We start from the raw sequence: 25,508 nt of genomic DNA, 5'->3' as shown, positions 1-25,508 counted from the left end.
TGTGTTCAGGCGGTACTTTTTCAATGAAATAGAATTGGAGTAGAGAAGTTATGGAAAAAAGCTTTATTGATTTAATAAAAGATGCTGGAATAATTGGAGCCGGTGGAGCTGGTTTTCCAACACATGTGAAATTAAATGCAAAAGTTAAAACCGTAATAGTGAATGGTGCAGAATGTGAACCATTGCTAAAGGTAGACCAACAATTGATGGATAAGAAAGGAGATGAAATTCTTTACGCATTAGACAAAGTTGTTGATGAGACCGAAAGTGAGGTAGGGATAATTGCGCTAAAAGGGAAATATAAAAGCGCAATAAATACCTTAAATTCAAAAATCAAAGATTATCCTAAATTACAACTGTTTATGTTGGAAAATTTTTATCCTGCTGGAGATGAGCAAATTCTTGTATATGAAGTTACAAATAAGATTGTGCCAGAGGGTGGAATCCCTCTAAATGTAGGAGTCATAGTAATTAATGTAGAGACACTATTGAATGTGTATAATGCAATTAATGGTATTCCTGTCACTGAAAAATATTTAACCATCACTGGCGAGGTTAAGAATCCAATAACAGTTAAAGTACCTATAGGAATTTCTATTGAAGAAGCAATTGAAATTGCAGGCGGCAGCTCTATAAGTGATTTTTGCGTTATAGACGGCGGACCAATGATGGGAAAAATAGTAGAGGATATTCAAAGTCCAATCAAAAAAAATACAAAGGGGCTAATAGTGCTTAAAAAGGAGCATAAAATAGTACAATCTAAAATAAAGAGTATACAATCTACCATAAGAGATGCAAGAATAGCGTGTTGTCAGTGTTCCTTATGTACGGAAGTATGTCCGAGACATTTGCTAGGGCATAAAATTGAACCATCTAAAATAATGAGAATTGCTAGTTATGGCAAGACTTGTAGTACAGAAATATCACCTACAAATACTTTTCTTTGTAGCGAATGTGCTATTTGTGAACAAGTGTGTATTATGGGATTACAACCTTGGAAGTTAAATAGATTCTTTAAAGGGGAATTAAGCAAAAACGGTATAAGAAATCCTCATAATAGGATACCCGAAAAGGCTGATGAATTTAGAAGGTATAGAAAATTTCCTGTTGAGAGATTAAAGCAAAGGCTTGACATAAATAAATATAATTCAGATTCACTTTTAGAAGAGAAAGAATACGATTTTCAAAAAGTTACAATATTACGATCACAACATATAGGGGCAAAAGCTGAACCTATAGTTAAAATTGGAGATAAAGTTCAAAAAGGTGATTTGATAGGAGAAATTTCAGATGGGAAGCTAGGAGCTAAGATCCATGCAAGCATAGATGGAATTATAAAAGAAATAACAGATGAAAGTATAGTTATAGTTAAATAATATATTCATTATTAATCTATGAAAGGGGAAGAGAAAGCAATGAGAAGGTCTATTGGATTACTTGAATATAAAAGTATTGCAAAGGGAATGGAAGCATGTGATGAAATGCTTAAATCTTCAAATGTCAAATTAGTTTTAGCTTCACCAGTATGTCCTGGGAAATACATAGTGATATTATCTGGAGATGTAGGGGCAGTTGAAAATGCTGTTAAGGTAGGGATTAATATTGGAGGCAGTTATCTTATAAGTGATTATTTGATAGCAAATGTTCATGAAAATGTATTCCCGGCGATTACAGGAACAATTGATATTGGAAAAATCGATTCGTTGGGAATTGTTGAAACTATATCAGCAGTAGCTTCTATAATTGCAGGCGACGTAGCATTGAAAGCTGCAAATATAGATTTATTAGAAATAAGAATTGCAAAAGGGCTTTGTGGAAAAGGATATATGTTAATGACTGGAGAAGTGTCCGCCGTAAAATCTGCAGTTGAAGCTTGCGAAAGTAGACTTATTGAAACAGGTGAAATCATAAGTACAGTTACAATACCATCACCAAGTAAGGAATTGATTTCAAGCTTGCTTTAGGAATAGGAGTGAATATAAAGTAAAAAAGATATACTTATCTATTTATTACTTCATATATAAAGAGATAGTCTGATAAACTTCATGAAATTAATGTATTATATCATTTTTATGAAGTTTATCAGACTATTCTCTACACGAATATATATTTTCATCATATCTCAATTTACCTATTAGAAATTTGCTTTATCAATAATAAATTCATCTAGCTTCTTTCCTTCTGAGCTAATTGCGCATACTTTAATATAATCACTCTCTATATCTACAATTAAATAATGGTAAACAGCTATCGGAGCAACTACTATTCCATGTTTACTTTTGTATTTATCTCTAAGCTTTTCGCTGCCACCACCAGTAATTATTTGATTAACTTTTCTTTTATAGCAGAAATCTCCATTACTAAATGAACCGTCTATGATTCTTCTTGAATAGTTATGCTCATGGCCCGAGAAGACTATATCTATATCGCAGTCATCAACTATTTCCCAAAAAGCATCTCTATAGTCTGGATATAAATCTAGACAGTGGCCAAGATGGGCACCTGTAGGAAATGCTGGGGAATGAATAAAAACAAGTTTATTTCTTATAGGCTTAGAAGCTGCTTCTTTAAACCAACTAAGCTGATCTTTACTAATTTTGTGAGTTGAAGCAAAATGGAAGGCATTAAGTATTATAAGCCTTGTATCTTCGAAATCCTTATAATATACAGTTTTATTGTAACCTTCTAGATAAGAGTTAGGGTTTAAGTCATTATAAATTTGGCCTAGGACTTTTTCAAATCTATCATCTATCGGTTCTATATTAACCTCGTGGTTGCCTACTATTGGAAGTAATAACTTATTTGGATGATAGTTCTCGATTATGTTTCGGAATCTATCTAATTGATAAGCTAGAACTTCTTCTTTGTTGCTTCCAGCAACAGTATCTCCACACACTACAATAAATTGTGGAGATGGTTCTATTTTAGTACTTTCGTTCATTTTTGTATCCGAAATCATCTAAACCTTTAATAATTAAAGCAGGATATATGACTTTCTTTTTCATTGCTCTAGCAGTGTCGATGAGCTTAATTTTATTTGAAGTAGTTATAAAAATATGAAATAGTGCGGCATCTAACCTTCTATATCCTACTGAATTCATGGATTCATACAGTTCAATAATTCCCTGTGAAATATTTCCCTTAAGAGGATTGGTTGATAAGAATTTATCTAGCTCTATTCCTTTAATGTACTCACGTACTATATAGTTCTCGCTAAAGGTATAGAGCTTAGGAAAATGTGAGTTTATTTGTGCCATTGCTAAAGTTTCTATTTCATCAGCACATACGTGTCTTTTCTTAAAAATTTTTATACACCTTTCTGAGTCGATTTTATATACTTTGCCTTGCGTGCCTGCACCTAGAAGTTGAAGCGTATTTATATCTAAACCAGAATATTTTGCTATAACAATCACCTTATCAATAAATTAGTGTCAATATTAGCATATGATTAAAAGGTTGTTTTGATATATTAAAAAATGTAGGTTTTATTCGTTTAAAGATTATATATAGTCATAATACTGAGAAACAATAATAAAATATTATCAGCATGCAATTTATAAGCGTTTTTAGAGGGGAGGAATTTTATGATTTATAATATTTTAATTGGAGGAGCAGCTGGGCTAGGAATGGAGACCATTTCCTCTATATTAGAGAAAGTTTTAAAAAGAAAAGGCTTTGAAATATTTACTATACAAGACTATATGTCAAGGGTAAGAGGCGGGCATAATTTTTTTCAAATACGCTTTGGAAATGAGCAAATAAATTCCCATTGGGATGATATCGATGGAATAATCGCTTTAGACAGAGAAACAATAGATCTTCACATCGGCAGATTAAAGGAAGATGGGTTTATAATTGCTGACGAGCAAATTAAGCTTGAGGATAAAAGATTCTTTGGCCTTACTCTTAAGGCTTTAGCTAAAAGCATTGGAAATCCAAAAGTATATGGTAGCATAGCTTTGGGCGTTTTTGTAAAGTTATTTAATTTGGATTTAAGTGGCATTAAGGAAGTGTTAGCAGAAAAGTTCAAAGAGGGAATCGCCAATAAAAATTTCAATGCATTTGAAAAAGGATACAAGCTAGTTGCAGCAAAGTATCAAATTGAACCTAAGAACAATGATGAGAGTATTTTAATTGGAGGAAATGATGCTGTTGCTCTTGGGGCTATTGCAGCAGGATGTAAGTTTTATTCTGCTTATCCAATGACACCATCTACAAGTATAATGAATTATCTTGCTTCAAAGATGAATGAAGCAGAAATTGTGGTTGAACAGGCTGAAGATGAAATTGCTTCAATAAATATGGCTATTGGAGCCTCTTATGCAGGTGTTAGAGCAATGACAGGGTCGTCTGGAGGAGGATTTGCGCTAATGGTAGAGGCAGTAGGCTTATCCGGAATGCTTGAGGTGCCTCTTGTAATAGCAGAGATACAAAGGCCTGGGCCTACAACAGGTTTGCCAACAAGAACAGAACAAGCAGATTTGAAATTTGTTATAGCCTCATCACCAGGGGAAATACCTAAAATGGTAATAGCATTAAGGGAACCAGAAGATGCATTTTATCAAACTATAAGAGCATTTAATCTTGCTGATAAGTATCAAATACCAGTTATTTTACTTGGAGATCAGTTTTTAGCTGATAGTATAAGAACTGTAAAGCCTTTTAATTTTAATAAGATTAAAGTAGAAAGGTATTTAAAAGATGATGAATATATAAATGCTAAAGATTATAAGCGTTATGAATTAACAAAGACAGGTGTTTCGCCACGTATAACGCCAGGTAAAATACCAGGATTGACAGTATTGGTAGATAGTGATGAACATGATGAATATGGACATATTACTGAATCAGGTGAAGTAAGAAATAAAATGAATGATAAGAGACTAATGAAAATGGAATATTTAAAAGAAGAACTTTTAGAACCTGAATTCATCGGTGAAGAAAATGCAGATACTTTAATTTTAGCATGGGGATCATTATATAGTCCGGTTAAGGAAGCTATAAAACTTCTTAATGGACGTTCAGGAAATAATAATAAATACTGCTCATTAGTATTTGGGGATGTCTGGCCTTTACCTGAGAAAAATCTTAGGAAGTATGCAAAAAAAGTAAAAAATATAATAAACATAGAGCAAAATGCGACAGGACAACTAGCAGGACTTATTAGAGAATATACAGGTATTGAATGCAATAGCAGTATCTTAAAATATGATGGAAGACCTATTTCATCTCAAGAAATATACAGTAAGCTAATTGGAGGTGAGCAATAATGAATAATGAAATATTTCTAACATCAGAAACAGCTTGGTGTCCAGGATGTGGGGATCATAATATTCTTGATGCTCTAAAGCAAGCACTTATAGATTTAGGTAAGGCTCCACACGAAGTGCTTATTGTTGGTGGAATAGGTCAAGCTGCTAAAACACCTCAATATATAAATACTAATGGATTTTGTGGCCTTCATGGAAGATCATTACCACCTGCAGTTGCGGCAAAGATTGTAAATAAAAGATTAACTGTAATAGTAAATACAGGAGAAGGGGATTCTTATGGAGAAGGAGGAAATCACTTTATTCATAATATTAGGCGTAATGTAGATATAACACATTTTGTTCACGATAACCAAATATATGGGTTAACAAAAGGACAAGCATCACCTACAACTGACATCGGACATGTAACAGATGTTCAGCCAAATGGGTCAAATAACATTCCTATGAATCCAGTAGCGCTTGCAATAACGCTTGGTGCCGGTTTTGTTGCTAGAGCATTTAGTGGAGATAAGGAGCATTTGAAGAAAGTTATGATTGAAGCTATTAATCATAAAGGATACGCTCTTGTTGATATTTTACAGCCATGTGTGTCATTTAATAAAGTTAATACATTCCAATGGTATAATAAAAGAGTTTATAAGCTTGGAAAAGGATACGATCCAAGCAATAAATTGAAGGCTATTGAAAAATCAATGGAATGGGGAGACAAGATTCCTTTGGGAATTTTATATAAAGAAGAGAAATCAACTTTTCATGATAAAGTTAGCTTTTTAAAAAATGGAGAATCACTTGTTGAAAGTGAAGTTAAAATAGATAAGATCAAGGAATTTATGAAAGATTTCCTATAAAAATGGCATAGAAAAAAATTAATGATCAAAAGTAATTACATTTTAGTAATCAAGGCCCGATTTTTATTAGATTGGGCCTTTTAAATACGAATGATCGTTATAAATAACATATATTTTTTTAAGCAGATAATTTCTAATGAAATCTGAGTTTCTATTTTAATAAATGTTATATTTTTATATTACATTTATCGAAATAGATGTAAATGAAAGCATATTATTCAGGTTTTAAATAAAAACTTATAGAGTAAGATATGCTATAATTATGATAATAAAACTTAAGGAAAAATGTGGAGGAAAGCAAAATGAATACAGATACATTAAGAAAATATGCAGAGCTCGTTGTTAAGAAAGGCATAAATTTACAAGATAAGCAACAATTGCTTATAAATTCACCAATAGAATGTGCAGAGTTTGCTAGACTGATAGCAGAAGAAGCCTATGAAGCTGGTGCTATTAATGTTATAGTTGATTACAATGATGAAGAACTTGCCTTGATAAAATACAATAAGGCTCCTATGGAGAGTTTTAAAAGGGAGCCAAAACATGCTGTATTATCAAGAGAGCAACTTATAAAGGAGAAAACTGCATTTATAAGTGTTTCTGCTAGAGATCCAGAGCTATTAAGCGGAGTAGATCCTAATAAGATTTCCACTTTAGCAAAAACAGCAAATAGAGCTATGAAAGATGTTAGCGCTGCCATGATGAGTAATGAAGTTCAATGGTGTGTTGTTTCAATACCTACAAAGGGATGGGCAAGAAAAGTATTCCCTGATTTATCAGAAGCAGATGCAGTAGAAAATCTTTGGGACTCAATTTTTAGTATAGTAAGAGCTGATAAGGAATCACCTATTGAAGCGTGGAATGAACATTTAGAAAAATTAAAAAATAGAAAAGATTATTTAAATGAAAAGAATTTTAAATATCTTTATTATAAATCAGAAGGCACAGACCTAACTGTAGAACTTCCAGAAGGACATCTATGGTTAAGTGGTGAAGAGAATTCTAAAGATGGTATTAACTTTGTTGCTAATATACCGACAGAAGAGGTATTCACCCTTCCAAAGAGAGATGGAGTAAACGGCTATGTAACTAGTAAAAAGCCACTTAACTATGGAGGAAATTTGATTGATAACTTTAAGTTGACATTAAAAGATGGTAAGATAGTTGACTTTACTGCAGAAAAAGGAGAAGAAATATTAAAAGGATTACTAGATACAGATGAAGGGGCTAGATATTTAGGTGAAGTTGCTCTAGTTGGTTATAACTCACCTATATCAAATTCGGGACTAATTTTCTTTAATACATTATTTGATGAAAATGCATCATGTCATTTTGCTTTTGGAAAAGCGTATCCAACTTGTCTGAAAGATGGTGACAATATGTCGGAAGAAGAACTAATAAAAAATGGAGCTAATGATTCATTAACTCATGTAGATTTTATGGTAGGTTCGGAAGAGCTTGAAATAATAGGTGAGACTGCTGAGGGAGAAAAAATCCAAGTATTTAAAAACGGTGATTGGGTTATATAATTGTATTATCTATATAGATTATTAATGCAAAAAATTGACAAGAAGTTAATTTATATAAATAAAGATAGGCATTTATTTAATTTGGCGAAGATTCAGTGTTTTGTTATTCTATTGAAAAAATCAAAGTTGTTAAATTTGGGCCTAATAATTAAAAAGACTGTTAAATATCTAATAAATTTTGATATTTAACAGTCTTTTTAATTATTGGGGATTTTATATTAATTCATAAAAGTTGCTATTTATACAAAATGGGCATAAAAAAATACCATTGACTTTCCATATAGCCGATGATAGAATTAATTGTTAGAAAGATATTTAGATTATCTATATATAATAATCATAACATATTTAAAAAGAGAAGTCAATACTTAAAAATAAAAAAGTTTGGATGGTGTTATTTATGAAAAATTATCTTATGTCTATTTCTGATTCTATAATAAGTAAACAAACTTTTGAAGAGATTTTGCAGTGTAATGAGGAAACAGTGGAATATGGATTAAAGCTGAGTGAAGAAAATGTTAAAGAGATAGTTGAGATAAGAAGCGAAGCTTTAAGTAAGAATGGCAGAGTTGAATTTGGCGGAGGTATAATAAAACAAATAATATCAACCTTTTGCGATTCGCCATATATTTCTCAATACAATTATATTGAAACTATAGAGGAGCTAATAGAAACATTTTATTATTATAAAAATGAAACTATGGAAGAAATAGGTGACATTGAATTAATTAATTTAATGAAAGGCTATTTCGATAATGAATGCCAAGGATCTTTAGAGCTACTTAGATATAAGTATTTGGATACTATAGCTCATAATATTAAATATGGGGTTTCTGATTATTTAAATGTGGATGGAGATGAAGAGCTATAGTGGATAATTATATTATTGACAGAAATGATACCATTGAAAATTTATTAAGTAAGGAACATTATTTTCAATCGTTACTACAAGTATTTCATTCAAATGATATATTAAATAATAAAGAACTAGAAAATATTCAAGTTCAAATATTAGATATTTTAAGAGAAACTGCAAATTATTATACAAAAGCTGAAAGCTATTCGGTAAGAGTTGAAGTTGCAGAGCAAATAATGTTATCAATTTATTATACTATAGGTAGCTTTCTAAAAGGCAAAACATCAATAAAGGAAAAGATTACGTTAATAAAAGAAAATGCAATGAAATATTTGTTTTCTGAAGGGGAAAAAGTTTTAAAGACTAAAATAGAAGAAAGTAAAGAACTATTAAAGAACGTGCAAAAAAGTAAATTAAAAACAAGTAATTATGCGTATATAGATACTATAGATTACGGGATTTCATTATTTTTTATAGAATATGATAGTAGGTTTGCGGCTCATGAAATGCAGGGATCTATAGATTATCCATTAGCTATAGATGAGATGGAGTTAGTAGGAATAGAATATATAAGCGAATATTTAAAAAAAATAGACTTTGAAAATCAATTTTGTTCCCACTTTGATAGCTATGAAATTGAAAATTTGCTTAAAAGCTTTGATAAAAATTCAGATCATATATTAATAAATATCTTTGAATTGGTTCTGACTAATTATTTAGGATGTATGGTATTAGGGAAGAGAGGAATAACTCTAGATATAACAGATACTGAAAGACGTTATCTTAAAAATAAGTTAGGAGAGCTGAAAGAAGAGGAATTTAATGAAGTAATATCTAGGATAGTTGAAGGTATTTGCCAGGAGTTTAATATAAATGATATAAATTTTATTAATTATATAAATAAAACTATTTACAAGATTATGCCAAGTATTAAGAAGAATATTGAAAATAATAAATTGGAAAATACATTTATCACATTTAAAAATGAAGATGAAAATTTAATTAGATATGAAGATGGAGAAAGTTTAGAGAACAGCAGATTTAAGGATATAACTGAAGAAATTAGAGATTGTGATAAAGTGGATGATAAGATACAAATTATAAGGAAGGAAATTCATAGTCTTAGAGACTTAGTAGATGTTCTTGGCTCTGATTGCATATTTGATTATGAATTCATTGAGATATTTAAGGTCTTAGATGATTTTGAAATATCACTGTTACTTAAGTATATTCCAAATGATTCAGTTATGGATGTGGATTATGGAACTGAAAGTGATAAGGAGTGGCATGAAAAGCTTGAGGAATATCTTGATATGATTAATGAAGAGAAAAAAAGTAAAATAATTACTGAATCCTTGAATATTATATTGTAATACTAGTTTAGGCATATATAGGCAGTGATCTATGTCTCAGGTTTATATCACGAAATATATGCTGACTAAAAATAAGAGATATGTATAATATGATTATTATTTGGAGCTATTGATGATAAAAATAATGTGGATTATTATGTTATTATAAATATATTTCTGTTAGATTAAAATATTAAGTATAAGGAGTAGAGAAAGATATGAGATTAATAATGAATGCAGATGATTTTGGTATTTCAAAAGCAATTAATTTAGGCATAATTGAAGGATTCAAAAATGGAATAGTAACATCTACCACATTAATGTGTAATATGGAGACAACGGAACATGCAGTTAATTTGGCGAAAGAAAATTCTAAATTAGGTGTAGGAATTCACCTGGTACTTACCGCAGGAAGACCTTTATCAAAGAATGTGAAAACTTTAGTTGATAGTGAAGGAAATTTTTTAAAATATGATAAGATGGTTGAGTCAGCGTGTATTGAAGATATACGAAGGGAATTTAGAAAACAATTTGAAAAGTTTTTATCTTTTGGGATAGTTCCAACACATATAGATACACATCATCATGTACATTCTATTGAGAGTGTTTTTGAGGTAGTTGCTGAGTTAGCAAAGGAGCATAATATACCAATTAGACATATTAAGGTAATTGGAGAAGAAAAGTATGAAAGCATTAAAACAACAACTAAGTTTGTTGATAGTTTCTATAATCTTTCTATGATTGAACCCCAAATGTTAATAAACCTTTTGGAAGATAATATTAATGTAGATTCTTTAGAAATTATGTGCCACCCAGGATATCTTGATTCTAAGATTCTTAGTAGTAGTTCATATGCATATCCAAGAGTAAAGGAATTAGAAACATTAACTAATAAAGAAGTAATAAAGTTTATTAATGAAAAAAACATTGAATTAATAAATTTTAAAGATATATAACTAAAAATTATTATCATATATAAAGCAAAGCATTTAAAGGTGTAGATTACTGGGAAATAGTAGTCAAGGCTTTTCGTAAAGATATTATTAAATATATTGATAGATAGTATTTTTACCATTAAAGTGCTTCTGGATTTAATAAAAACACAACTGTACTAGTACAGTTGTGTTTTTATATTATTGAATAGAGGATTATATTGAGTTACTATATAGAAAACAGATCTGTTAGAATTTTATGTAAATAAGAGAAAATACAATTTTTATATAAAGCATAGAAGAGGAAATTTCCTATAAGAGCATTTAAATAAATTACTTAAAGAATAAAAAATAAGTATACCAATATAAACAAATTCTTAAATTATTAACTAAAAAATTAAAAATGATTATGCTTATATTTTATAATATATAGGAGGATATCTGATGGGAAAAGGAATTAAAATAGTAACAATTGGTGGGGGATCGAGCTATACTCCAGAATTAGTGGAAGGATTTATAAAAAGGTATAATGAACTTCCGGTAAGGGAATTATGGCTAGTTGATATTGAAAGCGGAAAAGAAAAATTAGATATTGTAGGGAAATTAGCTAAAAGAATGGTTAAAAAAGCTGGCGTACCTATGCAAATTCATTTGACTTTAGACAGAAGAGAGGCACTAAAGGATGCGGATTTTGTAACTACACAATTAAGAGTTGGTCTGTTAGATTCTAGGATTCAGGATGAAAGAATACCATTAAGCCATGGCGTAATAGGACAAGAAACAAATGGTGCAGGAGGTATGTTTAAAGCATTAAGAACAATACCTGTGATTTTAGATATAGATAAGGATATGTCAGAGCTATGTCCAAATGCATGGCTTATAAATTTTACAAATCCTGCAGGAATGGTAACAGAGGCTCTTCTTAGGTATGGAAATAATAAAAAAGTTATTGGATTATGTAATGTTCCAATTGGAATGGAAAAAGCAGTAGCGGACATGCTTGAAGTAGATCATAGCAGAATTACTATGGATTTCATGGGATTGAATCATATGGTATTTGGTAGAGAAATTTATTTAGATGGTGAAAAAATTACTGATAAAGTAATAGACTCACTAGCAGAAGGTAAACTGGGGTCAATTGTAAAAAATATTCAAGATTTAGAGTGGAATCCAGAATTTATTAAAGCTCTTAGAATGATGCCATGCCCATATCATAGGTATTACTTTCAAACAGCAGATATGCTTGAAGAAGAATTAAAAGAATTTTCTAAGGGAGAAACTAGAGCAGAAGTAGTTAAGAGATTAGAAAATGATTTATTTGAACTATACAAAGATGAAAATTTAGATATTAAGCCACCGCAATTAGAAAAAAGAGGTGGAGCATATTATTCAGATGCAGCTTGCAGATTAATTAACTCTATTTATAACAACAAGGGAGATATTCAACCAGTTAATACTAAAAACAATGGGGCTATTGAAGGAATAGAGAATGACTCGGCAGTCGAAATTTCATGTATTATAACTAAGGATGGGCCTAAACCTATTGCTATGGGAAAATTACCAGTAAGTGTGAATGGATTGGTTCAAACAATAAAATCATTTGAACGTTTAGTAGTTGAAGCAGCAGTTGAAGGGGATTATCATAAAGCACTTCTTGCATTAACTATTAATCCATTAATTCCATCAGAGAAAATGGCAAAAATATTATTGGATGAATTACTAGAGGCACATAAAGATTATTTACCACAATTTGCTTAATATTATAAAAGATTTAAGGGAGAGAATATAACCCTTAGATCTTTTATTATTGTATTTGTGATAATTTTAATATTTCATCATAAATAATATTTAATGCTAATTTCAAATCAGCAGAATTAATTCTAGCAATACTAAGTCTTAGACTATTGTCAAAATTCTCTGTATTATAGTATGATGCTGAATTATGGGCTAGAAAGATATTTTTGCTTTTTAAGTTGTCTAATAATTTATTACAGCTGATATGAGGAGCTAATCTTATAGTAGAATAATAACCAGAACTTCCGCCAAGTATCTTAACTAAATTTGAGTCCCAAGTAGAAGTTATTTTCCTAAATAATTTTAAAGTGTCCTTTAAATTGTTAGAAAGAATAGTTACATGCTTATTATATATAGAGCTTTTTATATATGATTCAAGTGTTGCTTGAGACACCAATGATGGCATATAATATGAAAAATAATATGAGTATCTCATCCATTCCCTAAAGCCATTAATTAAATCATCAGGAATTATAGCTACACCAATTCGTATATAAGGTATTGTCTTTGAAAAGCTTCTAAGGTATATACAATTCCTAAAATCCGAGTAATAGTAAAGAGGTGAATATCTTGACAAGGTGCTTAAATCTGAAAAATAATCATCTTCGATAATATATACATTGTAAGTATGGGCAAGCTTCATTATTGCTTTTCTTTGATTTAATGAATAATAAGTGCCTAAAGGGTTATGATTTCTAGGAATCGTATAAAAGAATTTAATATTTTGGGTTTTAAATATTTCTTCAAGTTTATATAAATTAATTCCATTCACATCTCTTTTTATAGTTTTAACTTTCATATTCTCATACTTTAAAAAGTTTATATAATAAGTATAAGATGGATCCTCGATAAGTATAGTATCATTGCCGTTTGGAAATTCCATCTTTGAAAAAAGAGTTAATACTTGTAGAATACCTTGAGATAGAATTAAATTTTTGCTTTTAGAATATATATCATCCTTCATAAGTAAATCAGTTAACAGTTCACGTAGAGAAGGAAGTCCTTCTAAATCCATATTTAGAGACATGTTGCCATGGAGCTCTAAGGCTGAGTTTAGACAATGCTGAATGTCCTTTATTGGGATATTGCTAACTAAAGAGTTACCAGTCGATAGGTCATAAATATTAGTTTGATTTGTATTAAATCGTACAAGGTTATCAGCAACGTAAAATCCACTCTGAGGTGAAGAGTAAACTATATGTTCATTGCATAGGTTATCGTAGGCTTTAATCACAGTTCCTTTACTGCATTTGTATTCTTTGCAGAGGGATGTAATTGATGGTAGTTTAGCACCTTGAGGCATTTGATCAAGTATTATTTTTTGTTTTATATCACATGAAATTTGTTCGTATATCTTCAACAATTTAATCCCCCCCTTAAATTTTTATAAAATTAGTTTAACATATATAAAAAATTTTATAAATAATCTCTAAATGACTATTCGAAAGCATAATATATAATTTCTATTTGAAAATATTACATGATAAGTTCACTTAAAAATAATTTGAGTACTTATAGGACGAAAAATAATGTGATGTTGTATTTAATGTTAATAATTATATATATTAATACATTTATTTGTATTAAGTTTAAAAATTCGATATTTTAATGAAAGAGTATGTTATAATTTTCTTGTTAAAATGGAGCATATTTAAATAAAATATTGAAGTTGGAAATGAGATAAGGTAGACAATATATAGTAAAAAGTAATCGGTAAATTATATATAGTTAATAAGTAGGATGATTTGTTTAAAAATAAACTATTTAGTATTAGTAGCTTAGGAGAAAACAATGGAGAAGAATTCAGTTAGATATACTAGAGTTATAAAAACGATAAGAAAAAGATATATATTAGCATTGTGCATAATTATTTTTGCATTATTACTAAGCCAAATAATAGTGCAATATAATATAAATAATGAAATGAGCTATTCTAGAATAATAAATATTGCAGGAAGGCAAAGAATGCTTAGTCAAAAGATTTCAAAAGATGTATATGCTATTTATTTATCAGAAAATAAGGAAACGGAAGATTTATATATAGATGAATTAGCTTCAGCTTTAGAAATATGGGAAAAATCTAATACTGATTTGCAAAGAGGGAATATTGAAGAGGGGATTTCGAAAATAAGCAATAAAAAAATTGAAGATATGTTTTTAGCTATAAAGAAACCACATGAGGCAATGATTAATAGTTCTCATGAGATTATAGATATGGTAAAGGGCAGTAATTATAACAAAAGTGAATTTTCAAGTAAAATGCAAATAATCCAGGATAATGAAAAGGTGTTTCTTAAAGGAATGGATGATATAGTTTTTCAGTATGACTTAGATGCCAAAGAAAAAATTTTAATGATAAAGAATATTGAAATTATTTTATTAGCTATAACATTGATACTAATATTATTCGAAATTTTATTCATATTTGCTCCGGCAGAAAAGAGCATAATTAAGGCTTTTAGAGATATTAATGAAAGCCGAAAGAATTTTTATAAACTATTTGAAGTAGCGCCTGGGGCGATGTTTTTGGTAGATTATGATACAGAAGATGTAATCCTTATAAATAAGCAGGGGAAGGATTTTAAAAGCAAGTTATTTGGAAAGGATAAAAAATTAAATATAAGAAATATTACATTTTCCAAAGTTGAAAATAATGATGAGTTGATTAAAAAAATAAAACTTAATGAAAGACTTGAAAATCAGGAGATGGTTATTACAACTGAAGCAGAAAAAAATATAGCAATGCTTATATCATCTATTAAATTATATTTTGGTAAGAAAAGTACCATATTATTGGCAATTGCTGATGTAACAAATCAGAAGAAAGAAAAAGAAAATTTAAAAAAACTAGCCAACATTGATGAACTTACTGGGATTTTTAATAGAAGATACGGATTGAGTATCCTTGAAGATAATTATATGAAAGCGAAAATTGAGGGTGGAGATTTTTCTATATGTTTTATTGACATTGATGGTCTAAAGTTAGTAAACGATAAATTTGGGCATGATGAAGGTGATTGGTACATAAAAACAGTTGCCAATTGTATTAAAGAAAACATAGGAGAAAATAATTCTGTATTTAGACATGGTGGAGATGAATTTATTGTTATTTTTCCTAAAATAGATAGTGGACAAGTAAACGAAATTATTGATAAAATACAAAAAAGATTAAAAATAATAGAAGATTCAGAAGGTAAAACATATAAACTAGAAATAAGTTTTGGATTAACTAGTTATAAGCTGAATGAAGCAGATAATTTAGAAGAGCTGTTAAAGAAAGCTGATTATAAAATGTATGAAAATAAAAAATTAAAAAAAGTTTCTAGGTAATGAAATATATGCCTCTTATAATCTCAATGAAGGAGGTATATATTTCATTATAAATCTGGAACACGTGTGCAAAAAGCGTTATTTAGTTAAGATACATATGAAAGGCAAGCTACATGCAAAAGTGAAGATTATATAATGAATAAGAATTTAAGCATGGTAGGAGAAAGTAAAAATGATAAAATATTTACAATCTAAAACTCTTAAAATGGCATTATCAGCTACAATAGCAATTATTATATCAAATTATGTTGGTTTACAATTTGGAGTGACTTCAGGAATTATTGCAATCCTAAGTATTCAAGATACAAAAAAAGAATCTTTATTAGTTGCAGGGAGAAGAATAATTGCTTCTGCATTAGCCATTCTTTTGTCGTTTATGCTATATTTATTACTTGGAAATAACCCAATCATATTCGGATTATTTTTAATTATATTTATACAAACAACAATAATTTTAAAAATAGAGGAAGGAATGGTAGTTGGATCTGTATTATCAACACATTTACTTACAAGCACAAATATAAATATTTCATGGATTATAAACGAAGCACAATTAACTGTAATAGGAATTGGAGTAGCAATGATGTTTAATTTATATACCGCATCATTGGAAGAACAATTTGAAAAAAACAAAGAAAGAATAGAAGATTATTATAGAGCTATATTATCAGATATGGCAGTAAGCCTTGTTACTCAAGCTGTACCAATTTATGAAAAGCAAATATCAGTGAGCGTTGAGGAATTAATTAATAAGTCTAAATTTATGGCGCAGATAATAAATAATAACCATTTATTTAAAAAAAATGATTATTATTTGAGTTATATAGAGATGAGAATAATACAGCTAGATACAATGAAAAGAATGAAGAGGCATTTCTCGAGATTTTATATGACTTATGATCAAACTAGAATATTATCAGAATTTACAAATGAAGTTGCAATGAATCTTAAGGAAGATAATGATTGTGTAGAGCTTATAGATAAACTAAATTTGCTTAGGAAAGATTATGAAAAAATGGATTTGCCTAAAAATCGAAACGAATTTGAAAATAGAGCGTTATTATTTCAGTTTTTGAATGATTTAGAAGATTTCCTAGTTATTAAGAAAGAATTCAAGGAATCTTTTCAAAATAAGTAGAAATTATAAATATAACTTACTAAAATTAGTTTTAATGCCATTAATGGTAAAAATATTGGTATAAATATTGAAATTTATCAAAAATAAGTGTAAAATTATGCATATCATATGCATTGATAATAGCACACTTGCCGAAAGGTAGGGCCGCAAAGCTATGGGTCTAAAGAAATTCATTTTCAATGATTGCCAGGTTGCCAAAATGTAGTTATATAAACATTAGTCATTTGTTTATTTTTGGTGCCTATTAATAATTAATAGGTACCTTTTTATTTTGATACAAAATCATTGAAATATGTGTATATGGTAACAATTTAAATAAAGAAAGGTTAGGTGTAGTAAATGAAAAAGTATCAACTGTCTTTGGACAAAGCAAAAAAGGAGATTAATATAAGGATATGGGGAATGTTTGAACCAAACGATGCTAATAGTTTTGTTGAAGATTTTAGAAAAGAACTATCTCCTATACAAACTTCAGAATATGTATTGAATTTTGACGCAAGAGAGTTAAACGTTTCAAGACAAGAGATGTTACCAATGTTAGAAGGATGTTTTCAAATGTACAAGGCTTGCAAGTTTGTAAAGGTTATAGCAAATGTTGGTAGCAATATTACTTTAAAGATGCAATTATCAAGAATAAGTAGGAACACTGGATTGGTAATTGAAATAATTTAAAATGATACATAATTTATAATATTAAATTGAATTACATTAGCTAGGAGATTATTATGGGAATAAGACTAAGTTGTATTGATGTTTGTCATGCATCAGAAGTTGTTTCAAATGATATTTATTTAAAACATTTTGAAAAACAAGATAAAGATGTAGAACATTTATTAGTAGATATAATGGGTAGAGATAAACGATTTATGTTTAATGAACAGGAGACAACTTTATCTCTAGCAGTAAAAGTAGCAAAATCAGTATTAGATAAGGCTAACTTGACAGGTAGTGATATAGATGTACTAGTTTATTCATCTATATTATCGGAATATGTAGCACCAGCAACATCTATTTTAATACATAAGGAATTAAATGCAGGAAGAAATGTAATGTGTTTTGATATGAATGCTAATTGTGCTGGCATGACTGTTGCATTAGAGAATATGTCAAATTATTTAGAATCGTCGAAGCGAGCTAAAAGAGCATTAATTATTGGTTGTGATGATGTTGATTCATTAGCTGACCCAAATAATGAGCTTTGCTATGGAAATTATGGACATGCTGCATGTGCAATAATTTTAGAAAAAGTTGAAGAAGAGTGTGGGATAGTTGATGCAGAATATTATATAAACACAGAGGAAAGTCATAACATTATGTATCCAAGTGAAGGATTCTCTAATTTTTTCAAATCAAAAGATGTAAGCGAACTTTATTTGAAATGGTTGCCATTTGATGGTGGGGCATGTGTTTATCCCGCAGCAGAGATTGCTAAAAAGATGCTGAAGAAAAATGGCTTAGAAAATGAAGATATTAAGATGTTTTGCTTTTCTCAGTTTGCGTTTATAAATATAAAAAATATAAGACAACTTTTAGATATAGGAGAAGATAAGAGTATCTATATAGGAAATAAATATGGATATACTGGAACTACTAGCCCTTTCATAGCATTGTATGAATCGATAAAGGAAGGTAAAGTTAAAAGAGGGGACTATGTAATTTTCTGGACTATTGGATCTGGTTCTCAGAGTATAGTTATGTTATATAAATATTAATATTAGAAAACGCACTTCATAAATATAACCTTCTGTAGTAAAATCTATAGAAGGTTATATTTATGAGTTTGATGCTATCATATGAAATGCAAGTAAATATACTTCGGATAAATATATATTAGAATATCACTAATTTAAGAATAAATACTTATAAAGAATTTAATGAAGTAGAAATATATATGTAGATAGTGTTAGAACTTAAAAAATACTATATTAATTAAAGAATAACAGGGGAGATGGTTTGATAATGTACGATTATCCACTATATAGGCCTCCAAGTGAAAGTAATAGTCTTATAATACAAGTAACTTTAGGGTGTTCTCATAATAAATGTAATTTTTGTAATATGTATAAATCTAAAAAATTTACAATAAAATCTTTGGAAGATATTAAAGCAGACGTAAATTACTTTAGAGAAATGTATTCTTATGTAGAAAAAATATTTTTGGCAGATGGTGATGCTTTAATCATTCCAACGGAAAAATTAAAAGAAATATTAACGCTTATAAGAAATACATTTTCTGAATGCAGGAGAGTAACGCTTTATGGGTCACCAAAATCAATATTAGGTAAAACTCATCAAGAGTTGAAAGAACTTAAAGATTTAGGTTTATATATGATATATATGGGCGTTGAAAGTGGAAGCGATGAGGTTTTAAACGATATAAATAAAGGAGTGAGTAGTAACGAGATAATTGATGCTGCTAGAATAGTTAAAAATGCTGATATCTTACTATCAGTAACAGTTATAGCTGGAGTTGGTGGCATTGAAAAGAGCGATATTCATGCAATCAAAACAGGCAAATTAATAAGCGATATGGCTCCAAATTATTTAGGCGTATTAACTCTTATGGTTGAAGAAGAAACGGATTTGTATAATAAAATATTAAGGAAAGAATTTAAACTTCTAAGTGATAGAGAAATATTAAATGAGATAGGGATATTAATACAACATATTAATGTCAATGAATCAGTTACATTTAGATGCAATCACGCATCAAATTATGTTTCTCTAAGAGGAAGTTTACCAGAAGATAAAGAAAAATTGCTTAATCAAATTAACTACTATTTAAAAACTAATCAAATAAAACAAGAGGAATATAGAAGATTGTAAGCAAACAATTGAAGTTAATAATCCAGCATTCGATGTTATTGGGATAAAATCTATTGATGGAGCAGGAGAGTTTAGGAGTGATACAGATGGTAGAATGCAGAACTTTAAGGCAGCGATTAAACAGTTAAAGGATATAGGGCATACTCAGTATATAAAAAATATAGATGAGAATGATATTAGAATAATTGGAGCTGTAGTGGTTGGAAGTCCAAAAGAACTAAAGGCAATCGAGAACAATCCTATTATAAAACATGCTGTCTTAGGTACTGTGGTTGATAAATATTAATTAAAGGGAAAAATTTAATTTTAGTAGTAATAGTGTAATAGTTGATTATAAAAGTAACTTTTGGTTCTAGACTGAAAGTTACTTTTTTATTCTATATGAATTCATATTGTAATGAAATCTGTGGACATTGTGTTCCTTGTGGGTGCAAGTTATGGAAAAGGCTGATTCACATTTTTAAGAATGTATATATTTTTCAAGCTAAGGTTAATATAGTAAATGATTTTATGAAATTAAAATATTAAGTATATTACAGGGAGAGCAAAGTATGAGCATGTTTAGAACAAAGTTAATTGATAATATTATAGGGCTTGTTGAAAAATGTTACTACATTATATTAATAGTTATATTGTTAATTGCATCCTTTAATATATTTTACAATTTAGGTGTCATTCCTATATATAGCTGGGATGAGGCACGACATGGTGTTAGCGCTTATGAGATGATAAAAAATAGCAATTATATAGTAAATACATATGCTTATAAAAATGATTATTGGAATTTGAAACCACCAATAAGCTTTTGGGCAATAGCTATGGGATATAAAATTGCAGGATTTAATGCTTTAGGACTAAGAGTATTTTCTGCATTTGCAGCAATAATAACTATAGTACTCGTAGCAATTTTTAGTTTCAATATATATGGGAGATTGACATCTCTGATTGCGACAATTGTTTTAACAACAACAATACCATTTATTACAGAGCATTGTGCAAGAACCGGAGATGCAGATGCCATATACGTTTTATTTTTTACAATATCAGTAATGTCTTTAATTTTAATTGAAAGGAGTACTAAATGGCTATATGTATTTGGATTATCATTTTCAGCAGCTTTTTTAACTAAAAGTTTCCATGCAGGTAATATCTTTTTTATAGGAATATTATATTTAATATTTAGTAAAAATTTATTTAAATTAACATTAAAGCAAATTCTGGCATTAGTATTAAGTGCATCTTTTCCGATTCTTATATGGGCAATCTTGAGATATTCCAATGATGGAATAGATTTTTTTAAGACTATGATAGAATTTGATTTGCTAGCAAGAACATCAAGACCTTTAGAAGGGCATATTGGCGGAAAGTGTTACTACATTGAACATTTGCAATGGTCATATTTTTACTGGAATCTTGTATTTGTAGGTGTTAGCATGGCATATTTAACTATAGCCCATAGATATATTACGGATAGGAAACTAATAAATTGTAATTTGATAATATGGCTGTCGATGATTATTCCGTTTATATTATATACTATTTCAAAAACGAAAATTTCATGGTATGTTTTACCGATATATCCTGCCGCAGCAATATGGATAGGATATGCATCAGGTTTTATATTAAAAGAGCGTAATAGAAATTTTGCTACACAAATAGTATTGGTTGCTATGATTATATTATCGATATATAAAAGTGAAGAAGTTATAGTAACTAGAATTTTAAATCCAAAAGAGGACTTGAGTCAAGAGCTTATTAAGGAAATCGGAAACTTGCCAGAATATTATGGAGAAAAAATATATGTAAATCATTTTGAGCAAAGCTATTGGCTGGATAGTGAGCTTTATGCAGATTTGACTCCGCTAGAAGGTGGTATAGAAGGATTTTTGAAAGATAATGAAGATAAAACATTATTGTTTATTAAAAAAGAAGATTTCGACTCACTTGGAAATGAAAAAGATAATTTAAAAGTTATACTTGAAAATGATGAGGCCTATATTTTTGCAAAATAATATAATTATGGTTTTTGTTGACGAAATTCATTACGAATTATACAATAGAAAAAGTGTTTTATTTAATATTATATATATAAAATTTAAAATTGAGTCAGGAGATGACTAGCATGAATGAATCAACGCAAAAGAATAAGGAAACTGTTATTCCTAAAGGTTTAAAAAAAGAAATAGGACTTATTGAAGCTATTACTATAGTTATAGGTGTAGTTATAGGGTCAGGAATTTTCTTTAAGGCGTCATCAGTATTTAAAAATGCAGGTACCCCAACTCTGGGAATAATGGCTTGGCTGATTGGTGGATGTATAACTATAGCTTCAGCTTTAACCGTTGCTGAAATTGCAGTAGCAATTCCTAAGACAGGTGGAGTTTTTGTTTATATTAAGGAATTATATAGTGAAAAATGGGCATTTTTATTTGGTTGGATGCAGACTTTAATCTATGTGCCAGGGGTGGCAGCTGCATTATCAATAGTTTTTGTTACTCAAGCAACGTATTTTATTCCAGATCTAACACCAATGATGCAGAAAATATTCGCTATATGCATTCTATTTTTTGTAATGGCTTTAAATGTTCTATCATCAAGACTTGGTGGGAAGGTTCAAGTAATTTCTACAATTGGTAAGCTTGTTCCAATAATTTTTATTGTTATATTTGGATTAATAAATGGTACAGCTCATGATTTCTCGACAACTGTATTTGCTTCAAATACATCAGGAGCAGCAGGATTCGGAGCTGCAATACTGGGGACTCTATGGGCTTACGACGGATGGATTAGCGTAGGAAATATGGCTGGGGAGCTTAAAAATCCAGAAAAAGATCTCCCAAAGTCAATAATAATGGGATTAATAGCAATAATAATAGTGTATATATTAATTAATGTAGCAATAATAAATATAATGCCAGTTAACGATGTAATACTTTCTTCCAAGCCAGCTTCAGATGCAGCGGTAATATTGTTTGGAAATATGGGAGCTGCCTTAATCGCAGTAGGCATAATGATTTCTATTTTTGGAGCGCTAAATGGATATCTAATGACAGGGGTTAGAATACCTTTTGCTATGGCTCAGGATAATCTTTTCCCTTTTCCTAAATTTTTTGGGAAAATCAATGAAAAATTTGAGACCCCTATAAATACATTTGCTTTTGAAGTATTACTAGCAAGTTTATATGTATTAAGTGGATCTTTTGACAAACTTACAAACTTGGCTGTGTTTGTAATGTGGATATTTTTTGTTATGTGCGTATGTGGGATTTTTATATTGAGACGTAAACATAAAGAATTAAAAACTTCATACAAAGTTCCTTTATATCCAATTGTTCCATTGATCGGAATAGTTGGTGGGCTGTACATATTAATAAGTACTTTTATAACAGATTCATTAAGTGCAATATATGGAATAGGAATAACTTTAATAGGTCTTCCAGTTTATTTTTATATAAGAAAAAAATATAAAAGAGATTAATATTATATTGCAATACAGACTAAGTAATTAAAATCAATCGCTTAGTCTGTATTTTTTATCCTTAATTATGTAAGAAACAATTATGGTTTTATTATTAAGCACCTTTAGTAATATTTTCATTAATGGTATTGGTCCATTTTCCACAGCGATCTCCAAAGCATCCTATTATTATACTATCATCTTCTATTCGTACAACTTCGCACCGATTAGAGCAGACTTCACATTCAAAGCTAGTGGATATAAAACTAGAATCAGTAATATCAAAGCCTCTAAAGTTAGTAGCGCCGGTCTTGTCAACAGTTTCTTTAGCAATAATTGCGGCACCTATGGCGCCCATAACATTATAATGTTCAGGAATGTATACTTCACATCCTAAAGCTTTTTCAAAAGATGCCTTCATACCCTTGTTAGCTGCTACACCACCTTGAAAGAATATTTTAGGGCATATTTCTTTTCCTTTCCCAATATCATTGAGATAATTTCTAACAAGGGCTTCGCATAACCCGTTTATAATATCAGGCTCATTATAACCAAGCTGTTGTTTGTGTATCATATCAGACTCGGCAAAAACTGCACATCTTCCAGCTATTCTTAGTGGAGTTATTGATTTTAAAGCATAATCTCCGAACTCTTCTATTGGAATTCCTAATCTTTCAGCTTGCCTATCAAGGAATGATCCAGTTCCAGCTGCACAGACATTGTTCATCGCAAAGTCTATAGCAACTCCATCTTTTAATATTATTATTTTTGAATCCTGTCCCCCTATTTCTAAAATTGTCTTAACATCGTTATCTATAGCAAGTGCAGCACATGCGTGAGCTGTTATCTCATTTTTTACTGCATCTGCTCCAAGGATAGAGGATGCGATTTGTCTTCCACTACCTGTAGTACCAACAGCTTTAATTTGTTCATCATCGTATTTCTCTTTCAAGATTTTAAACCCCTGTTGGATCGCATTTATTGGCTTTCCTTTTGTTCTTAAATATAGTTTATCTACGACATTCAGATTATTATCTAAAAGAACAATGTCAGTACTTACTGAGCCAACATCAACACCTAAATAATACATTTTTGCTTTCTCCTTTCCAATAGATCTAGGAATGCTTCTATTCTTGTAATATATCCTGTTTCACCCGTCATTTCGTCAACTACAAGAGTTAAAATAGGGAAATTCTTATCTTTAGATATGGAAGGAAGCACAGCTTTGCAAACAATTTCTGGCATACATCCCATAGGGAATATTTGTATGGCACCATCAAAGCCATCATGTGCCGCCATTACTGCTTCTCCAATGCATTCTCGTGCGTGTCCTCCAATATATAATGGAAGATATTCTTTAGAAGCTTTTCGTATGTCTAAAGAATTCATTCCAACAACTGACATAATAGAGTTTTTAGCCCACCAGCTTGGCGTAAGTTTTCTTTGGGTTGAAACTCCATATTCCATAAGTTTATCCTCAATAAAAAGGTTCGAAAATGGCTCTATTATTGTATAGATTTCTCCTATTATTGCTACTTTTATTGGATTCCTATCACTACATATCTCTAGGGAATCTAGTCTTTTATCATATTTGTTTAGTATTTTTATCATATCATTAGGACTATTACTATTTTCGGCATCAATTTTACAATTGCTTAAGAGTTTTTTACATTCATTTTTATTTTTTTCATACCCTGCTAAGTAATGTGCTTTTGCCTCTATTTTATCTATTAGATTTAAAACTTTAAATCCTATGCGTAATGCATTTAGCTTTTGCGGCATATTTTTATTGCTGCTAGATGAGATGGAAGATATCCTATTTAGAAATTCTTTTGGGCCTATTTCTGACGGTTTATCTAATACAATAAAATTTAAATTATGTCCTAATTTTTTTAGAGTGTTTATTTGGAGTTCGCAATATTCTCCATATCTGCAAGGTCCGCAGCTTCCAGTAATTATTATTGTATCTGCGCCTTGTTCGATTCCCTGTATGTAATTTCCCATCATAAGTTTAAATGGGAGGCACATATCATCTGGAGAATACATAGATCCTATTTCTAATGATTTTTTACTGTTGAATTCCGGAATTATATAGTCTATACCAAGAGTATCAAACACTGCTTTAGTAACCAGATATGTATTTCCTAAATGAGGCGTCATAATTTTCATAACA

22 protein-coding genes and 1 riboswitch are annotated in these 25,508 nt (G+C 29.8%); of the genes, 17 read left to right on the top strand and 5 right to left on the bottom strand.

The features are described 5' to 3' along the window. Nucleotides 1-50 precede the first annotated feature (50 nt). Both L1S46_RS08885 and L1S46_RS08880 read left to right on the top strand, forming a co-directional pair. Nucleotides 51-1,376 carry a 4Fe-4S dicluster domain-containing protein gene (locus tag L1S46_RS08885; RefSeq protein ID WP_238899786.1) on the top strand — a complete coding sequence of 442 codons (1,326 nt, stop codon included), beginning with the start codon at nucleotides 51-53 and terminating at the stop codon, nucleotides 1,374-1,376. Between the two features lie 39 nt (nucleotides 1,377-1,415). Further along, entirely contained in the window at nucleotides 1,416-1,964 is a 549-nt protein-coding gene (locus L1S46_RS08880) for a BMC domain-containing protein (protein ID WP_039771807.1), read from the top strand. Nucleotides 1,965-2,134: 170 nt separating this feature from the next. On the opposite strand, the gene L1S46_RS08875 is transcribed toward L1S46_RS08880, so the two are convergent. Both L1S46_RS08875 and L1S46_RS08870 read right to left on the bottom strand, forming a co-directional pair. Next, nucleotides 2,135-2,941, bottom strand: coding sequence for a metallophosphoesterase (locus tag L1S46_RS08875; RefSeq protein WP_238899785.1), 807 nt, complete (start codon nucleotides 2,939-2,941; stop codon nucleotides 2,135-2,137). Beyond that, nucleotides 2,925-3,413, bottom strand: a complete 489-nt coding sequence (locus L1S46_RS08870) for a hypothetical protein (RefSeq protein WP_238899784.1) — start codon at nucleotides 3,411-3,413, stop codon at nucleotides 2,925-2,927. Before L1S46_RS08870 ends, L1S46_RS08875 begins: the two co-directional genes overlap by 17 nt. Before the next feature lie 171 nt (nucleotides 3,414-3,584). Here L1S46_RS08870 and L1S46_RS08865 point away from each other — a divergent pair, with 171 nt between their 5' ends. From L1S46_RS08865 to L1S46_RS08835, 7 genes are all read left to right on the top strand, one after another. Next, nucleotides 3,585-5,270, top strand: coding sequence for a 2-oxoacid:acceptor oxidoreductase subunit alpha (locus L1S46_RS08865; protein ID WP_238899783.1), 1,686 nt, complete (start codon nucleotides 3,585-3,587; stop codon nucleotides 5,268-5,270). Beyond that, the gene (locus tag L1S46_RS08860; RefSeq protein ID WP_238899782.1) at nucleotides 5,270-6,121 is read left to right on the top strand and encodes a 2-oxoacid:ferredoxin oxidoreductase subunit beta; all 852 of its coding nucleotides are present in this window, start codon (nucleotides 5,270-5,272) and stop codon (nucleotides 6,119-6,121) included. The genes L1S46_RS08865 and L1S46_RS08860 overlap by 1 nt, the downstream gene beginning before the upstream one ends. Before the next feature lie 302 nt (nucleotides 6,122-6,423). Then, nucleotides 6,424-7,650: an aminopeptidase gene (locus L1S46_RS08855; protein WP_238899781.1), complete on the top strand. Its 1,227-nt coding sequence runs from the start codon at nucleotides 6,424-6,426 to the stop codon at nucleotides 7,648-7,650. Nucleotides 7,651-8,050: 400 nt separating this feature from the next. Beyond that, nucleotides 8,051-8,521 carry a DUF6323 family protein gene (locus tag L1S46_RS08850; protein WP_012060196.1) on the top strand — a complete coding sequence of 157 codons (471 nt, stop codon included), beginning with the start codon at nucleotides 8,051-8,053 and terminating at the stop codon, nucleotides 8,519-8,521. Continuing rightward, nucleotides 8,521-9,879, top strand: coding sequence for a DUF6179 domain-containing protein (locus tag L1S46_RS08845; protein ID WP_238899780.1), 1,359 nt, complete (start codon nucleotides 8,521-8,523; stop codon nucleotides 9,877-9,879). The genes L1S46_RS08850 and L1S46_RS08845 overlap by 1 nt, the downstream gene beginning before the upstream one ends. A 197-nt stretch (nucleotides 9,880-10,076) precedes the next feature. After that, the gene (gene chbG / locus L1S46_RS08840; RefSeq protein ID WP_238899779.1) at nucleotides 10,077-10,814 is read left to right on the top strand and encodes a chitin disaccharide deacetylase; all 738 of its coding nucleotides are present in this window, start codon (nucleotides 10,077-10,079) and stop codon (nucleotides 10,812-10,814) included. Between the two features lie 420 nt (nucleotides 10,815-11,234). Then, nucleotides 11,235-12,548, top strand: a complete 1,314-nt coding sequence (locus tag L1S46_RS08835; protein ID WP_238899778.1) for a 6-phospho-beta-glucosidase — start codon at nucleotides 11,235-11,237, stop codon at nucleotides 12,546-12,548. A gap of 46 nt (nucleotides 12,549-12,594) precedes the next feature. Here L1S46_RS08835 and L1S46_RS08830 read toward each other — a convergent pair whose 3' ends face one another. Continuing rightward, the gene (locus L1S46_RS08830; protein WP_238899777.1) at nucleotides 12,595-13,944 is read right to left on the bottom strand and encodes a PLP-dependent aminotransferase family protein; all 1,350 of its coding nucleotides are present in this window, start codon (nucleotides 13,942-13,944) and stop codon (nucleotides 12,595-12,597) included. 431 nt (nucleotides 13,945-14,375) lie between these two features. Here L1S46_RS08830 and L1S46_RS08825 point away from each other — a divergent pair, with 431 nt between their 5' ends. The 8 genes from L1S46_RS08825 (at nucleotide 14,376) to L1S46_RS08790 (ending at nucleotide 23,356) form a co-directional block, all read left to right on the top strand. After that, complete coding sequence (locus L1S46_RS08825; protein ID WP_238861241.1) at nucleotides 14,376-15,914, top strand: diguanylate cyclase; 1,539 nt, start codon at nucleotides 14,376-14,378, stop codon at nucleotides 15,912-15,914. A gap of 172 nt (nucleotides 15,915-16,086) precedes the next feature. Beyond that, a complete protein-coding gene (locus L1S46_RS08820; RefSeq protein ID WP_012060191.1) occupies nucleotides 16,087-17,052 on the top strand; it encodes an aromatic acid exporter family protein in 966 nt (321 codons plus the stop codon). Between the two features lie 111 nt (nucleotides 17,053-17,163). Then, nucleotides 17,164-17,251, top strand: a riboswitch (cyclic di-GMP riboswitch). Between the two features lie 140 nt (nucleotides 17,252-17,391). Continuing rightward, nucleotides 17,392-17,724 carry a hypothetical protein gene (locus L1S46_RS08815; protein ID WP_012060190.1) on the top strand — a complete coding sequence of 111 codons (333 nt, stop codon included), beginning with the start codon at nucleotides 17,392-17,394 and terminating at the stop codon, nucleotides 17,722-17,724. A gap of 53 nt (nucleotides 17,725-17,777) precedes the next feature. Continuing rightward, nucleotides 17,778-18,764: a 3-oxoacyl-[acyl-carrier-protein] synthase III C-terminal domain-containing protein gene (locus tag L1S46_RS08810; RefSeq protein ID WP_012060189.1), complete on the top strand. Its 987-nt coding sequence runs from the start codon at nucleotides 17,778-17,780 to the stop codon at nucleotides 18,762-18,764. A gap of 247 nt (nucleotides 18,765-19,011) precedes the next feature. Further along, nucleotides 19,012-19,878 (top strand): radical SAM protein, encoded by an 867-nt coding sequence (locus L1S46_RS08805; RefSeq protein WP_077854616.1) that lies wholly within the window; start codon nucleotides 19,012-19,014, stop codon nucleotides 19,876-19,878. 94 nt (nucleotides 19,879-19,972) lie between these two features. Beyond that, entirely contained in the window at nucleotides 19,973-20,164 is a 192-nt protein-coding gene (locus L1S46_RS08800; protein ID WP_238861246.1) for an anti sigma factor C-terminal domain-containing protein, read from the top strand. A 265-nt stretch (nucleotides 20,165-20,429) separates the two neighbouring features. Then, nucleotides 20,430-21,890 (top strand): glycosyltransferase family 39 protein, encoded by a 1,461-nt coding sequence (locus L1S46_RS08795; RefSeq protein ID WP_077854615.1) that lies wholly within the window; start codon nucleotides 20,430-20,432, stop codon nucleotides 21,888-21,890. A gap of 110 nt (nucleotides 21,891-22,000) precedes the next feature. Then, nucleotides 22,001-23,356, top strand: a complete 1,356-nt coding sequence (locus L1S46_RS08790; RefSeq protein ID WP_012060185.1) for an amino acid permease — start codon at nucleotides 22,001-22,003, stop codon at nucleotides 23,354-23,356. A gap of 94 nt (nucleotides 23,357-23,450) precedes the next feature. Here L1S46_RS08790 and L1S46_RS08785 read toward each other — a convergent pair whose 3' ends face one another. Both L1S46_RS08785 and L1S46_RS08780 read right to left on the bottom strand, forming a co-directional pair. Beyond that, complete coding sequence (locus tag L1S46_RS08785; RefSeq protein WP_238899776.1) at nucleotides 23,451-24,425, bottom strand: acyl-CoA dehydratase activase; 975 nt, start codon at nucleotides 24,423-24,425, stop codon at nucleotides 23,451-23,453. Next, complete coding sequence (locus L1S46_RS08780) at nucleotides 24,413-25,504, bottom strand: 2-hydroxyglutaryl-CoA dehydratase (protein ID WP_065418697.1); 1,092 nt, start codon at nucleotides 25,502-25,504, stop codon at nucleotides 24,413-24,415. The genes L1S46_RS08785 and L1S46_RS08780 overlap by 13 nt, the downstream gene beginning before the upstream one ends. Between the last annotated feature and the right edge of the window lie 4 nt (nucleotides 25,505-25,508).

Source organism: Clostridium sp. YIM B02500, from assembly GCF_022324665.1.
GTDB classification, from domain to species: domain Bacteria; phylum Bacillota; class Clostridia; order Clostridiales; family Clostridiaceae; genus Clostridium; species Clostridium beijerinckii.
Note: the sequence above shows the minus strand (reverse complement) of the source record. Positions and strands in the feature narration are given on the sequence as shown.